This window comes from Ginsengibacter hankyongi (genome assembly GCF_008710285.1).
Classification (GTDB): domain Bacteria; phylum Bacteroidota; class Bacteroidia; order Chitinophagales; family Chitinophagaceae; genus Ginsengibacter; species Ginsengibacter hankyongi.
Genome location: NZ_VYQF01000001.1, coordinates 1,665,788 through 1,680,874 on the forward strand (window position 1 = coordinate 1,665,788; position 15,087 = coordinate 1,680,874).

General features: G+C 38.1%; 11 protein-coding genes. 5 read left to right on the forward strand and 6 right to left on the reverse strand.

Annotation, left to right across the window (positions count from 1 at the left end; genetic code table 11):
- Window positions 1-31 precede the first annotated feature (31 nt).
- From FW778_RS07010 to FW778_RS07020, 3 genes are read right to left on the reverse strand one after another with little or no spacing between them, the layout of a single operon-like run.
- Window positions 32-2,224, reverse strand: a complete 2,193-nt coding sequence (locus FW778_RS07010; RefSeq protein ID WP_150413879.1) for a glycoside hydrolase family 3 C-terminal domain-containing protein — start codon at window positions 2,222-2,224, stop codon at window positions 32-34.
- Between the two features lie 53 nt (window positions 2,225-2,277).
- On the reverse strand, window positions 2,278-3,900 hold the full coding sequence (locus tag FW778_RS07015) for a sodium:solute symporter (RefSeq protein WP_150413880.1): 1,623 nt from the start codon (window positions 3,898-3,900) through the stop codon (window positions 2,278-2,280).
- Window positions 3,901-3,910: 10 nt separating this feature from the next.
- Entirely contained in the window at window positions 3,911-4,093 is a 183-nt protein-coding gene (locus tag FW778_RS07020) for a hypothetical protein (RefSeq protein ID WP_150413881.1), read from the reverse strand.
- Between the two features lie 403 nt (window positions 4,094-4,496).
- Here FW778_RS07020 and FW778_RS07025 point away from each other — a divergent pair, with 403 nt between their 5' ends.
- The 5 genes from FW778_RS07025 (at window position 4,497) to FW778_RS07045 (ending at window position 12,069) form a co-directional block, all read left to right on the forward strand.
- A complete protein-coding gene (locus FW778_RS07025) occupies window positions 4,497-5,246 on the forward strand; it encodes an SDR family NAD(P)-dependent oxidoreductase (RefSeq protein WP_150413882.1) in 750 nt (249 codons plus the stop codon).
- Window positions 5,247-5,334: 88 nt separating this feature from the next.
- Entirely contained in the window at window positions 5,335-6,957 is a 1,623-nt protein-coding gene (locus FW778_RS07030; RefSeq protein ID WP_150413883.1) for a GH35 family beta-galactosidase, read from the forward strand.
- A gap of 71 nt (window positions 6,958-7,028) precedes the next feature.
- Window positions 7,029-8,576, forward strand: coding sequence for an alpha/beta hydrolase family protein (locus FW778_RS07035; RefSeq protein WP_150413884.1), 1,548 nt, complete (start codon window positions 7,029-7,031; stop codon window positions 8,574-8,576).
- Between the two features lie 10 nt (window positions 8,577-8,586).
- The gene (locus FW778_RS07040; RefSeq protein WP_150413885.1) at window positions 8,587-9,378 is read left to right on the forward strand and encodes a polysaccharide deacetylase family protein; all 792 of its coding nucleotides are present in this window, start codon (window positions 8,587-8,589) and stop codon (window positions 9,376-9,378) included.
- Window positions 9,379-9,588: 210 nt separating this feature from the next.
- Complete coding sequence (locus FW778_RS07045) at window positions 9,589-12,069, forward strand: DUF5686 and carboxypeptidase-like regulatory domain-containing protein (protein WP_150413886.1); 2,481 nt, start codon at window positions 9,589-9,591, stop codon at window positions 12,067-12,069.
- Between the two features lie 27 nt (window positions 12,070-12,096).
- On the opposite strand, the gene FW778_RS07050 is transcribed toward FW778_RS07045, so the two are convergent.
- Genes FW778_RS07050 through FW778_RS07060 form a run of 3 tightly spaced genes read right to left on the reverse strand, consistent with a single transcriptional unit; the run spans window position 12,097 to window position 14,891 of the window.
- Window positions 12,097-12,762, reverse strand: coding sequence for a VOC family protein (locus FW778_RS07050; protein WP_150413887.1), 666 nt, complete (start codon window positions 12,760-12,762; stop codon window positions 12,097-12,099).
- Window positions 12,763-12,765: 3 nt separating this feature from the next.
- The gene (locus FW778_RS07055; RefSeq protein WP_150413888.1) at window positions 12,766-13,560 is read right to left on the reverse strand and encodes a slipin family protein; all 795 of its coding nucleotides are present in this window, start codon (window positions 13,558-13,560) and stop codon (window positions 12,766-12,768) included.
- Window positions 13,561-13,619: 59 nt separating this feature from the next.
- Complete coding sequence (locus FW778_RS07060) at window positions 13,620-14,891, reverse strand: NfeD family protein (RefSeq protein WP_150413889.1); 1,272 nt, start codon at window positions 14,889-14,891, stop codon at window positions 13,620-13,622.
- Window positions 14,892-15,087: the final 196 nt, after the last annotated feature.

Here is a 15,087-nt window from a genome sequence, read left to right on the forward strand (position 1 = left end):
TATTATTATTATTTTATTAAATAGATTGAAATCATTTCACACTTAAAATTGCTGTTGCAGGTTTTGCAGCTCCAAGTTCTGCACTTCTTTGTGACGGTAACGAACCTGCTACGCTTATTTTTATATCGCCTGAATTTAAAACACTTTGTCCTTTGTCATTTACAACTTTCATCATACCGGGTGTAATTATAAATTTTACTTTTTGAGACGCGCCCGGCTTAAGGTTAATTCTTTTAAAACCTTTTAAAGAATAAAGTGGATCTTCAGCCGATACATTTTTATGCGTAAGATACAATTGTACGACTTCATCGCCTGCAATTTCGCCACTATTGGTAACCGTTAGTTCGGCTGCAATTGATTCATTTTTATTAATTTTTGTCTTAGATAATTTAAGATTACCATAGGTAAACTTTGTATAGCTCAATCCAAATCCAAAAGGATATAACGGAACTCCTTTAAAATAGCGATAGGTTCTGTTTTGCATGGAATAATCTTCAAATGGTGGTAGATCTGAATCGCTTTTATAGAATGTTACAGGCAATCTTCCTGCGGGGCTGTAATCGCCAAACAAAACATCCGCGATAGCAGTACCCGCGGCCTGCCCGCCATACCACGCATCGATAATACCCGGGATATTTTCTTCTTCCCATGGAATAGCAACTGCGCTTCCTGTCATCATTACAAATACAACCGGCTTCCCGGTTGCTTTCAATGCTTTCATAAAATCGGTTTGTACGCTTGGCAATGCAATAGTTGTTCTATCGCCACCGCTAAATCCCGGATTGTCCACTTTCATTTGTTCTCCTTCCAATCGTGGAGAAATTCCACCAACATAAATAATAACATCAGCATTTTTAATACTGTCAATTAGTTTTGAAAAATCCTGTGGCGTCGTTGCTGTAAAGTCGGTTGCCCTTGAATAAAACACATCCGCATTTTTCAACTTATCTTTTATACCCTGCAATACGGTAGTAACAATAGAAGGCTGACCATTATAATTTCCTAATTGTGTGTTAGCATTATCTGCATTGGGTCCCAAGACCGCAATATGATTGATGTTTTTACTAAGAGGTAATATATTATTTTCATTGCGTAGCAAGACGATTGACTGTTTTGCCATCTCCAACGCAAGTGCTTTATGAGGCTGCCTTTCCAAAGCCGTAATTGGAATTTGTGCATATTTCACCATACTAACGGGGTCGAACATCCCAAGACGAAAACGAATCGTAAATAATCTTTTTAATGACGCATCAATGTCTTTCTCGGTTAATTTTCCATCTTTTACTGCCTTCACTAAAGTCTTATAAGTTGCATTACCACATTCTACATCTGTTCCATGCAATACCGCATCTGCAGCCGAGCTTTCTGCATCAGGAAACATTTTATGTGTTTCGTAAAAATCGTCGATTGCACCGCAATCAGAAGTGACATAGCCGGTAAATTTCCATTGATTGCGTAAGATGTTAACCATAAGTTTATCGTTGCCACAGCAGGGTTGGCCTCCGTAAGCATTGTAAGCACACATCACTCCTGCTACTTTTGCATTCACCACTAGCTCATGGAAAGCCTGTAAGTAGGTATCCCAAAGATCATGATCAGTAATATTTACATCGAATGTATGTCGTGAAGATTCCGGTCCGCTATGGATTGCATAGTGCTTGGCACAGGCTGCGGCTTTTAAATATTTGGGATCATCACCTTGTAAACCTGTTACAAACGCGTTGGCAATACTTCCTGTAAGAAAAGGGTCTTCGCCATAAGTTTCCTGTCCACGTCCCCACCTAGGATCACGAAAAATATTTATGTTAGGTGTCCAGTAAGTTAAGCCCGTGTACCTGCTACGATCATTTTTACGGATGCTTTCGTTATTGATAGCCCGCCCTTCTTCGGAAGTGAAATCCCCCATTTTTTTCATGGAGTTAACATCAAAAGTTGCCGCCATTCCAATTGCCTGCGGGTATGATGTTACATGAAATTTGGTTCTTGCAACGCCATGTAAACATTCATTCCACCAGTCGTAAGCGGGAATACCTAAACGGTCAATAGCCGGTGCTGCATTAAGCATTTGCGCTACCTTTTCTTCCAGCGTTAATCTTGAAACAAGATCATTTACCCGTGCTTCAATTGATAGCGAAGGATTCTGGAAAGGATATGCATATTTCTTTTGTGCAAATGTTGCTGAAACAAAAAAAATAAAAATCAATGGGAAAAAAATCTTTTTCATAATACATTAATAAAGGAGTAAAAGACAAGATCTTATTTTTAATATTGACACTATTAAGCTATACCTAACGGTGAGAAATAAACGAAGATAGAAACCACAATTGCCACAACTATCAGGGAAAGAATAACATCCCATTTGTTCCAGCTTGCACGGCTCGCAGCCCTGTCTTCCGCTACGGTAGTTGCGAATGTTAATCCTCTTATTTGCTCATCGTTAGGTTTTGCAGTAAGCAGGCTTACGATTACCATTAAAGCAATTGAAAAAAGGAACAATAAAATACAGAAGTAAAGGAAATTGATGGTTGCGAACTCATGCAACACACCTGTTAAATCGGTTTGAAATAATTCTAATGTCAACTTAATAATGCCAATTATAAAACCAGCTACCATTCCTGTAAGCGCTCCTTTTCCATTTATACGTTTAAAGAATACTCCAAGTAAAAACACAGCGGCAATAGGAGGTGCCAAATAAGATTGTACACTTTGAAGATATTGATATAATGTACCTGATATCCTGCTCATTAATGGAATCCAGGCCATACCGAGTAATACCACCACGCCAGTGGCGATTCGACCTACTTTTACCAGTTCTTTACCACTTGCTTCCGGCTTCATTTTCTGATAAATATCCATGGTGAACAAAGTTGAACATGCATTATAAACAGAAGCTAATGAACTCATCAATGCTGCCAGCAAACCACCAGCAAGTAAACCTCTTAATCCCAAAGGCATAAGCGCTTTTACCAAAGTTGGGAACGCTGCATCATTATCTGTTAAGGTTAGTTTTCCCTGGTTAACGAGGGCCACGGCGATTAAACCAGGCACTAAGAAAATGAAGAAAGGGAGCAGTTTCAAATACGCGGCAAATATGGTTCCTCTTCTCGCCTGCCTTTCGTCGCGGCCGGCTAAACAACGTTGAACAATATGTTGATCCGTACACCAATACCAAACGCCTACAATAGGAGCCGCGAAAGTAATTCCAAGCCACGGGAAATCGGGGTCGCTTAAAGGACGGAACATATTTAATTTTTCTTTTGGAACAGAATTGATGAGCCCATGCCAGCCGCCCACTTTATCTAACCCGATAAATAATAAAACCGCAGAGCCGAACAGTAACACAAATGCCTGTATGGCTTCGGTGTACATTACTGTATGTAAGCCACCGAGGATGGTGTAAATACCTGTTATCACCACGAGAATTATAGCGCCTGTCCAGAAGTTAACTCCCAGGAAAGAATTAAATACAAGTGCGCCTGCGAAAATGGTTACGGACGCTTTAGCAATTACATAACTGAGTAACTGTATAATTGATAATAATCTCCTGGATTTTGCATTGAAACGTCTTTCTAAAAACTCGGGCATTGTGTACACCATGCTGCGCATGTAAAAAGGAACAAACAGCCAGCCAAGTACCAAAACAATCCATGAATGCATTTCGTAATGACCCATTACAAGCCCGGAAGTTGCACCGGTACCTGCAAGTCCTACAATGTGTTCCGATCCTACATTTGAAGCCAATATAGATGCGCCAATAACCCACCAGCCAAGATTGCGGTTGGCTAAAAAATAATCTGAAGGCGATGCTTTACTTTTTCTTATTGACCAAACGGAAATAGCTGCGATGATAAGAAGGTAAAGAATTACAAAAAGCAAATCAATCGTTCCAAGAAAATGCATAATCTCGATTTTAAATTATAAATAAATAATTAGATAAAACGCCTAATGATATTCCATGTTCCTGCCTCCTACTTATTGCTTTACGTTCCCTTCTTTCGATAGCATGATTCCAAATATTTTCAAATATTGATTGTACTTCTTCAAATTCTTTTCGTTCAGTGCAATCAAATGCTGCATACTGCTCTACTCTCATTTTTTTACAAACTGTTTCCGTATATCTTATTGAAGATATCTTGCTTGAAAATGCGCACTGCGTGCAGTTACCGACATGGTGCAGATTGTCTATTTGTAAATGAATTATTAACCTGTTTGTAATATAAATGCTCAATCGTAATGAGGTTTAAAAGCAAATGATTCTGTAGAATTCAACATTAATAAGCAACTATGAATGGGCTAATTTAGAGGAATTATTTTAAAAAATGTAAACGGTTACATTTTTATTTTGAAAATATGATTTTTTATATAGTTTTACTTATATGGATACTACTTGCAAGCCAAATAAACTTTTCAATTATACCAGTCGCTAACGATTACTAATATACGCGGAAAGCGAAAAAATAAGTGGAGCTATAATTTTTCATTGAAAAAAAATAAATATGAAGAGCGATAAAAATAAGATTGCCATTGTTACAGGAGGCGGATCAGGAATTGGATTAGCCATAGCCGAAAAATTTGTGCAAAATAAAATCACGGTTATAATAATTGGCCGCGACCAAGTGAAATTGGAAACTGCCAAAAATAAGTTAGGCGAACTTTGCATTCCGGTTGCTTTCGATTTAGATAACCTTTCGTCGGTTCCGGAATTGATAAATGATCTTATAAAAAAGCATAAAAAAATTGACATTCTTGTAAACAACGCAGGCATTAATTTAAAGAAGGAATTTACAGAAGTTACTGATGAAGAATTTCAAAGAATTATGCATACGAATGTAACAGCCATGTTTGCTCTTTCCAGGGAAGTTGTAAAATGTATGATAAAGAATGGTAGCGGAAGTATTATTAATATAAGCTCAATGGCGTCTCAATATGGGATTCCAAAAGTAATCGCTTATAGTGCTTCAAAAGCGGCAATTGAAGGAATGACGAGGGCAATGGCAGTGGAACTTTCTCCAAAAGGAATACGGGTAAACTGTATAGCGCCCGGCTTTATTGCAACAGAGATGTCGGCCAAAGCTTTGAATAATGATAAAGAAAGAAAAGACAAAGTAATGTCAAGAACCCCGATGGGAGCTTTGGGAATGCCGGCTGATATTGGCGATGCAGCGGTGTTCCTTGCATCTGCAGCATCAGCATATATAACAGGGGTCGTTTTGCCCGTGGATGGAGGCAATTCAGTTGGGTTTTAATTGCTTCGTTAAGCCTCTATTGAGTGAACTTATTAATGCATCGTTAGTATATTTTCTGAATAAAATATTAACCGTCGTAAATGGTCTAATGAGAAAACAAAACGGGATTATTTTTTCTTTCATTATTCTGATTCACTCATCGGTGAGTGCACAAATTCGTATGCCTTATTTAATAAAAAAAGGCACTACCGAGCAATTGATAGTGGATGGAAAACCTTTCCTGGTTTTAGGAGGTGAGCTTGGCAATTCCACTGCTTCCAGTCTTGATTATATGAGGCCGGTCTGGAGTAAGTTCAAAGCCATGAACCTTAATACGATTTTATCACCTGTATATTGGGAATTGCTGAAGCCCAAAGAAGGAACATTTGATTTTACTTTAGTAGATAATATTATAAAAGCCGCTCGAAAAAATAATTTAAGAGTCATTCTCTTATGGTTCGGTTCGTGGAAAAACAGCATGAGTTGTTATGCCCCTGCATGGATTAAAACAAACGAGTCACGTTTTCCACGTGCACAGGACAATACAAGAAAGGGGCTGGAAATACTTTCAGCTTTCAGCAAAAATAATCTTGATGCTGACGAAGCTGCCTTTGCAGTTTTAATGAAACATATAAAAGAAACTGACAAAAGCCACACCGTAATTATGGTGCAGGTAGAAAATGAAATCGGAATGCTTACGGAAGCAAGGGAGAGAACCGCCGATGCCGATAAAGCTTTTGACCGCGATGTTCCCCGTGAACTAATGAATTATCTTATAACAAATAAAGACTCACTCGTTCCTGAATTGAAAGATCAATGGTCAAAAACAAATTTTACAACTAACGGCAATTGGGAAAATGTTTTTGGTAAAAGCCCTGCAACCGATGAAATATTCCAGGCGTGGTATTATGCAAAATATGCTAATGCGGTTGCCGCGGCCGGAAAGAATGAATATTCTTTACCCATGTATGTAAATGCAGCATTAAATTATCGTAATGTTAAGCCAGGCCAATACCCGAGTGCCGGACCTCTACCTCATTTAATGGATATCTGGCAAGTTGCTGCTCCTTCTATCGACATTTTATCACCTGATTTTTACAACCCTTATTTTAAACAATATTGTGATCTCTATACGAGAAGAAATAATCCGCTGTTTATTCCTGAAATACGCTTTGAGCCGTCGGATGCTGCAAAAGTATTTTACGCAATTGGGCATTACCAGGCCATTGGTTACTCTCCTTTTTCTATAGAATCCACAGATAAGCCAAAGGAAGAACCTATCAGTAAAGCCTACTCGATATTATCACAACTGTCACCTGAAATATTAAAGTACACCGGTACGGGGAAAATGGAAGGGGTATTGCTCGATTCACAAAACAAAAAGCAGGAAATAATTTTAGGCAATTATAAATTATCAGTAGCGCATGATTATACACTGGGCTGGTCTCCTGATGCTTTAAAACCAGGCTGGCCGATAACTGGCTGCATTATTATACAGGAAAATGAAAATGATTTTATAATTGCGGGAACCGGCGTTGTAGTAACGTTTTCCGTAATTGGAACTAACAGAATTTCCGCAGGCATTTTACAGGCAAATGAGGGTAAATATATAAATGGAAAATGGCAGCCGGGAAGGCGCATGAACGGAGACCAGGATCACCAGGGGAGGCATATAAGGGTGCCCGTTAGTGAGTGGAATATCCAGCGGGTTAAATTATATCAATATAAATAGGACATTTTGATATTCAATTATTCAGGTATCGTAATCAGGTAATTAAAATTCTAATCTGCAAAATTTAAACGATGAAAAAGTTTATTTTTTTCTTGCTTGCTGCAAGTATAAATCACGTAGCGCTGGCGCAGGATTCAAAAATAGACAGCAGTAAATATCCCCCGTTTAAAATATTTACGGCACAGCAGGACCAGGAAAACATGATGCAACAATTGGGCATAAAAGTATTAAGGCCGGGGCCAAGCGGAAATCCATCAGCACCAGATCATGCGAATTATGATACGACAAAAGCAGATCCTTGCCCACAAATACCGGATATTTTAACGGCAAAAAATGGAAAGAAAATTACAACAGCCGATATGTGGTGGAAAGTGCGTCGGCCTGAGATTATTGAAGATTATGAACGCGAAGTATATGGAAGAATTCCGCACAATGTACCTAAAGTAACATGGACAGTAAAAGTGGTTGATCGCGAATTTATATTTCCGGGATTTATTCCGGTTGTCGCGAAACAAATTGTTGGTCATGTTGATAACCGGGAATACCCGTTGATCAATGTTGATATAAAAATGATTTTGGTTGTGCCGATGAATGTAAAAGGCCCGGTTCCTGTGTTGATGATGTTTGGCTTTCCTTCATTTCCTTCTCCGGCGCAGCCATCAGCAGATGACATGGAAACATTGAATACAACGTTTAAAGATGTGATGATAAAAACCAATCCTGCAGTAAAAAATATTTTTGATAAGTATCCTGCTTACTCACCTATTACGAAATCAAGCATTAATTTTTTTGCGCCGCCGCCTGTCGGCGATGCGCCACCAACAGGACAATTGCTCGCTGCAGGTTGGGGTTATTTAACTATTGATCCAACAAGCATTCAGGCCGACAACGGAGCCGGCTTAACTGTCGGTATAATTGGCTTAGTAAATAAAGGCCAGCCACGCAAACCAGATGATTGGGGCGCATTGCGTGCTTGGTCTTGGGGCGCAGCGCGGGCGCTCGATTACCTGGAGACAGACAGTTTGGTAGATGCAAAAAAGGTAGGTATTGAAGGCGTGTCCCGGTATGGTAAAGCCGCATTGGTTACACTTGCATTTGAACCGCGGTTTGCAGTTGGTTTAATTGGTTCATCCGGTAAAGGCGGTGCCACACTGCTTCGCCGCAACTTTGGGGAAGCGGTAGAAAGTTTAACCGGTGGTGAATATTATTGGATGGCTGGAAACTTTTTAAAGTATGGTGCATCCGAAGCAAGCTTTGGAAGCAAAACAGGCTGCGACCTGCCTGTCGACTCTCATGAATTAATTGCTCTTTGTGCACCGAGACTAACGTTCTTTAGTTATGGCGTACCCGAAAAGGGCGATGCCAATTGGCTGGACCATAGAGGCAGCTATATGGCTACAATTGCCGCAGGCACTGTTTTCAAATTATTGGGTGCTAAAGATCTTGGAGTTTCCAATGATTATATGAAAGAAAAAATGCCGCCCGTTAATACCGGGCTGCTGGACGGCCAACTTGCATGGCGGCAGCATGATGGCGGGCATACGGATGCTCCGAACTTTAAATATTTTATTCCGTGGGCGACCAGGTTTCTTAATTATGAAAAAAAGCCAGCACAATAAAACCACTTATATGCAAAAGATTTCACTCATTTTATTAATTCATCTCATTCTTATGTTTAATGCCAGCGCACAAACTGACAATTCATGGCATGGAAAAAAATGTGCGTTGGTTCTTACTTACGATGATGGATTGAATATCGATCTTACAAACGTAATTCCTGCGCTTGATTCTGTTGGGCTAAAAGGAACTTTCTATATTTCAGATTATTTTAATGGATTAAATGCGCAGATAAATAAATGGAGAATTGCCGCTGCAGAAGGCCACGAATTGGGCAACCACACCATATGGCATCCTTGCGATGGAAGCCTATCCGGCAGATCTTTTGTACAACCGGATTATGATCTGCATACTTATGATGTGCGAAGAATGGATAATGAAATATTGGCCATGAATAATATTTTAAAAGCAATTGATGGAAAATCAAAACGAACGTTTGCATATCCCTGCGGAGATTTAAAAATTCACGATACGTCTTACCTCGATCCGTTGAAAAATGAATTTATTGCAGCACGTGGTGTTAAAGGGGAGATGTTGCCGATGGACAAAATAGATTTGTATAACATCGGATGCTACACGATGAATGGCCAATCAACCGATGAGATGATTGCACTTGTAAGAAAAGCAATGGCAAGTCACACACTGCTTGTTTTTCTTTTCCACGGTGTTGGTGGCGAACATTCGCTGAATGTTTCGCTGGAAGCCCATAGCGGTTTATTGCATTATCTGAAACAGCATGAAAATGAAATTTGGATTGCACCAATGATTGCTGTTGCGGAGTTTATAAAAAGTAACAGGCATTAGGAACGGGTAAATAAATATACCGGAGAAGGCATTTTGCCTCGTATAACCCAACCATTCTTCTTTTATACCGCTCTTATTAATTGAGTTGTAATTATTCAAACCGGAAAGCAAAAATAAAAGCGAAATTTTCCGAATGGATATTGTGAATTATTTTTACAGGTGATTTTTAATACCTGCCCGTCTATAAAAAAATATTTACCATATAAAATTATGTGCCTCCTGTTCCTTGCCATATGTGGTAACATGTATGGTCAGGAGCGATTAATTACCGGCGTAGTCACGGACGCGAAAACCGGCCAGCCTTTGTTTTCCTGCAGCGTATACGCTCTTAATTCCGGCAACGGCGTTATTACCGATGAAAAAGGGAAATATACTTTTAGCATAAGCGATAAAACTGATTCTATTGCTATTTCAATGATCGGGTATCAGATCATGGCGAAAGCTGTAAGTAAGGCACCGGAGCAGGTGATTAATTTTGAGGCAGAGCATGCCGCTAATGAAATGGCTGCAGTAGTGCTGTCTATAAAACCTAAATACACAAAGGCACAAAGGCTCATATTAAAAGTTATCAAAAACAAACCCGTTAATGATGCTTTTAACAATAAAACTTTCCAGTGCCAGGTATATGATAAAATGGAAGCAGACCTTAAAAATCTTCCTGAGAAATTGCAGAAGAATAGGCTGATGCGACCATTAGCATTTGCTTTCAATAACCAGGATACAACAGCAGATCATGACAAGTTGTTACCGGTTTTTATATCAGAAACCAATTCCAATTATTATTATCGGAAGAATCCTGAAAAAGACCGCTATGACTACACTGCCATCAAAAGCTCAGGGTTTGATAATAAATCTATTTTGACTTTTGTAGATGGTCTTTATAAGAAAATAAATATTTACGACAACTTCATTAAGCTGGCCGATGTAAATTTTGAAAGCCCGATTGCAGATAATGCATTAAACGCGTATGAGTATCATATATTAGATACCGTTTACTTTGGCAGTCATCGTTGCATACAGGTCCAGTTTTCACCGGCGCATTTTGGAAGCAATACTTTCAACGGGTATTTGTGGATTGCAGATACATCGTATGCAATTAAGTCGCTGGTGATGCACATGGATAAAAATGCCAATATCAATTTTGTAAAAAAGTTTGAGATATCGCAATTTTTTCAGGCAGAAAATCAACAAAAATTTTTACCTGAAAAAACTATTTTATATATGGATGTAATGGTGCCTTTAAAAACAAAGATCGGCGTGATAGCAAGGAAAACGACCATTTATAAGGATATCATTTTGAATAATAATTCTATTGATACGGCATTTGAGAAAAAATATATTCCCATTTCCGCATATTCTTCTGATTCTGCTAAAGTCAATCCTATTCAGCGATTTGAGCCTTTAACTAAATCTGAAAGATCCGTATATGTTTTAATGGATACACTTACAAAGATTCCTGCGGTAGTTACTTATGCTAAAATTATTTCGGCCTTAACCACTGGCTATTATACTGCTGGCCATGTTGATATCGGTAATATTTATTATACCTATACTAATAATATTATTGAAGGTGATCGAGTCACTTTTGGATTAAAGACGAATTACAAATTCAACGGTCGCATACAGTTAAAGGGTTATGCAGGATATGCCTTCAGAGATAAACAATTTCGTTACCTGCTGCGATCTGTTTTTGTTTTGAATCCACATAAGTGGTCAACCCTAACTTTAGAACATAGCAATGATATTTCAGGAACCTATGACCACAGTGACGAATTGGATCAAAATTCAATATTTGCTGCTTTCTTAAGAAGAGTTAAATATAGCCAGTCAAGGCTTATTAATAGCCAGTATACGGATGTTAATTTCCTGAAATATTTAAGTGATGATTGGGCCATACGGGCGGATATTAATCATAATGTTCTAACACCTTTTTTTAGCGTGTATTATACTAATGGTGATTTTAAACCCTATTTGGACAGTCTTTCCGAATCTAATCATTATACAGTTAATGATGCAACATTCTCACTAAGATGGTCTCATAAGGAAAGATATATAACGCAACACTATCGCAGGGGAAGTCTTGGCGGGTATTACCCAATCATAACATTGAGCTTTACAAAAGGAGTGAAAACGAATAGCGGATTGCTTAAAAGTGATTTTAATTTTAGCAAATGGAATTTATATTTAGAACATAATTTTCCTGATGGCAGAATTGGTAATCTTTCTTACTTTCTTGATGCGGGTATTACTAAGGGTACACTACCTATTGTTTTACTGAATGTGCTTAAGGGAAATGATACTTACTATTATAACAAGTATGCATTCAACAATATGAATCGCTTTGAATTTGTAACTGATAAATATGTAAGTCTTTCTGTTGAACAAAATTTTGGCAGTTTTCCTTTCAAATATATCCCTGTGATGAAGCGGTTAAAATGGCGTTCGCTGATCACTTTCAAAGGCGTAGTTGGCGGCATGTCTGAGGCAAATAAAATCGCTAATGGTTATTACGATTCTACAATAAGTTATCATTTCACTGTTCCTGATAAATCACCTTATATGGAAACGGGAGTTGGTATAGATAACATCTTTCATGCACTAAGAATTGATGGTGTGTGGAGATTGAATTATTTAAACAATCCGGGCATTCCGAAGTTTGGACTTAAGGTAAGTGCGGAGTTTAAGTTTTAATAAATTATTCAGGCTTCAATCTAAAGTCTACATCTTTAACTCATTCAACTTATTATCTTCTATAAATAAAATATGCATCGGAAAAATTTGCGAAGTTGTATTTTTTGAAGAAAACCAAACCCTGTTTTCTGGAACAATCACAAATAAACCTTCATCATCGCCAACGGCCTTAAATTGCGGTAACGGCGGCTGTTTATCAAAATAGGGAAGATGGTATTGCACTAATAATTTTTCTACGTCATGTTGAAAGCTTTTTTGCGGATACACCAATCCAATTTCACTTGTATTACGGATAAGGTTAGACGAAAACCTTGCATCAACATTATCATTTAAATCAAACCTTGCAATCAGTTCAACAATATTACCTGCAGGATCAAGAAAGTAAAATGATTTTGCATGCCAGTTCACGAAATCTGCTATGTAACCTTTATAGTCATCCAGCCAGAGCAACTCAACTTTTTGTTTCATCCATTCAAATGCTTCTTCAAATTTGTTGGGGGGAATATTAAAAGCAAAATGATAAAATGGGTTTACATCGCCTTTAGTTTCTTCAAAAATTAAACTTGATTTTCCTGCTGAAATAGCAATACTTTTTTCACCGGAATAAAACGTTTTTAATTCCAAAACCTCTTTATAGAAGTTATATAAAGCTGAAAGATTTTTGGTTTGTAATCGTATCTCTTTTAGAAGCATGCTTTATACTACGGCATCTTTTTTCTTTTGCTCATCTTCATTGATTTTCATAAAAGGTTTTAGAATATCAATTGGTACCGGGAAGATGGTGGTTGAATTATTTTCAGTAGCTATTTCGCGTAAAGTTTGCAGGTAACGCAGGGTTAATGCGCTCGGTTGTTCGCTCAATATTTTTGCTGCATCGCTCAATCTTTGCGAAGCCTGGAATTCTCCTTCAGCAGAAATTACTTTGGCCCTGCGCTCTCTTTCTGCTTCTGCTTGTTTGGCCATTGCACGTTGCATTTCCTGCGGAAGATCAATTTGTTTTACTTCTACATGAGTAACTTTTACGCCCCACGGTTCGGTTTGGTTGTCTATAATTTCCTGCAGGCGTATGTTTATTTTTTCGCGTTGCGAAAGAAGTTCATCTAACTCCGATTGTCCCAAAACGCTTCTTAAAGTTGTTTGCGAGAGTTGTGAAGTACCGGCCAGATAATTTTCTATTTCCACAATGGCTTTTTGTGGATCAATTACCCGAAAATATATAACCGCATTCACTTTAATGGAAACATTATCCTGCGTAATAACATCTTGTGGCGGCACGTCCATTACAACTGTACGAAGCGTAACCTTTACCATCTTATCAATAACCGGTATCAGCAAAATAAGGCCGGGCCCTTTTACTCCGCCACCTAGAACCCTTCCCAACCTGAATATAACTCCACGTTCGTATTCACGTAAAACTCTAATGGAACTGGCGAGGATGTATAAGATGAGTACAACAATTATAATTAACGCTATTGGTAGTTGCTGTGGCATAATTTTTATTTAAATGTAATTGATGATTTTTTATTTTTTATGTAAATGTCTTAATGAATTTACACTTGTTCGATATACAACGTAAGGTCTCTTATTTCTTTTACAATAACTCTTTCGCCGGCATTAATTTTTCCTGAAATTGAAACTGCCTTCCACATTTCACCATTAATTTTTACCATTCCTGCAGGGTCAATTAAGTTCATGGCTTCTCCCTTGCTTCCAATCATCGAGTCAGCACCTGTAACGGGTTTCAGCGCTTGTGCCTTTAAACCCATTCCTACAATAAAAAGAAAGAACAACGAAGTTACAAGAGTGGTACTTATAATCACACCCCACGAAACCGCAACAATGTTTTCGGTTGGGCTTTGCCTGAATAAAAACATTGACCCTAATAAAAGTGAAATTATTCCGCCAATGGTTAAGATGCCGTGGCTGATAATTTTTATTTCAAGCAAGAAAAGAAGTATACCAAAAATTATTAAAGATAATCCTGCATAATTAACCGGCATGGAACTCATGGAATAAAACGCTACAACCAAAAATATAACCCCGGCTACGCCCGGAAATATGGCGCCAGGATTAAACATTTCGAATATCAACCCAAAAAAGCCAAGCATCATTAATATGTAAGAAATATTAGGGTCACTTATTTTATCTAATACTTTTTGAAAGAACCCCATGTCACTCGATTGAATACTTGCATTTTTGGTTTGTAATATTTTAATACCGCCATTTACTTCCATTTTTTGCCCATTAATTTGAACAAGCAATTCACGGTCATCATTGGCAATATAGTCGATTACACTGTCCTGTATGGCCTCTTCATCAGTTATTGCAACACTGTAGCGCACTGCTTCTTCGGCCCACTTTACATTGCGGTGCCTTTTTTCAGCAATAGTTCTAATAAAAGCAGCTGCATCATTGGTGCCTTTTGTATTCATTATGGTATCGGTTGTTCCCTGCATGGATACAGGATGTGCTGCACCAATGTTTGTTCCCGGAGCCATGGCTGCTACATTAGCCGCCATTGTTATAAACACACCTGCAGACCCTGCATGGGCACCGGACGGGGAAACGTAAACAACTATTGGAACGGTTGACTTAAAAAAATCACTTACTATATCTCTTGTTGAATTTAATAAACCTCCCGGTGTATTGAGATGTATAAGAAGGCATTCAGCTTTTTGGCTTTCTGCTTTTTTAATAGATTGATGTATATATTCAGCGGATGCAGGATTAATACCGCCATTAATATTTATGGAAACAACCGTTTGCGAAAAAAGCAATGTTGGCAGAAAAAAAATTATTGCCAACGATAATAAGTGCTTCATTGAATTTAATTATCAGTTTCGAAGCTTTTAACCAAAAACCTGGACTGTAATTTACCGAAAAGCGAAGGGTTGAACAAATAAACCGTTATTAACGTCATTACTCAGGCTCCAATTAAGAAGTAGTTATTTTATCATTTACTAAATGCGAAATTTTTTTGTTTGGCTTCATTTAACGGCTAATCGCCAAAACCCTTTT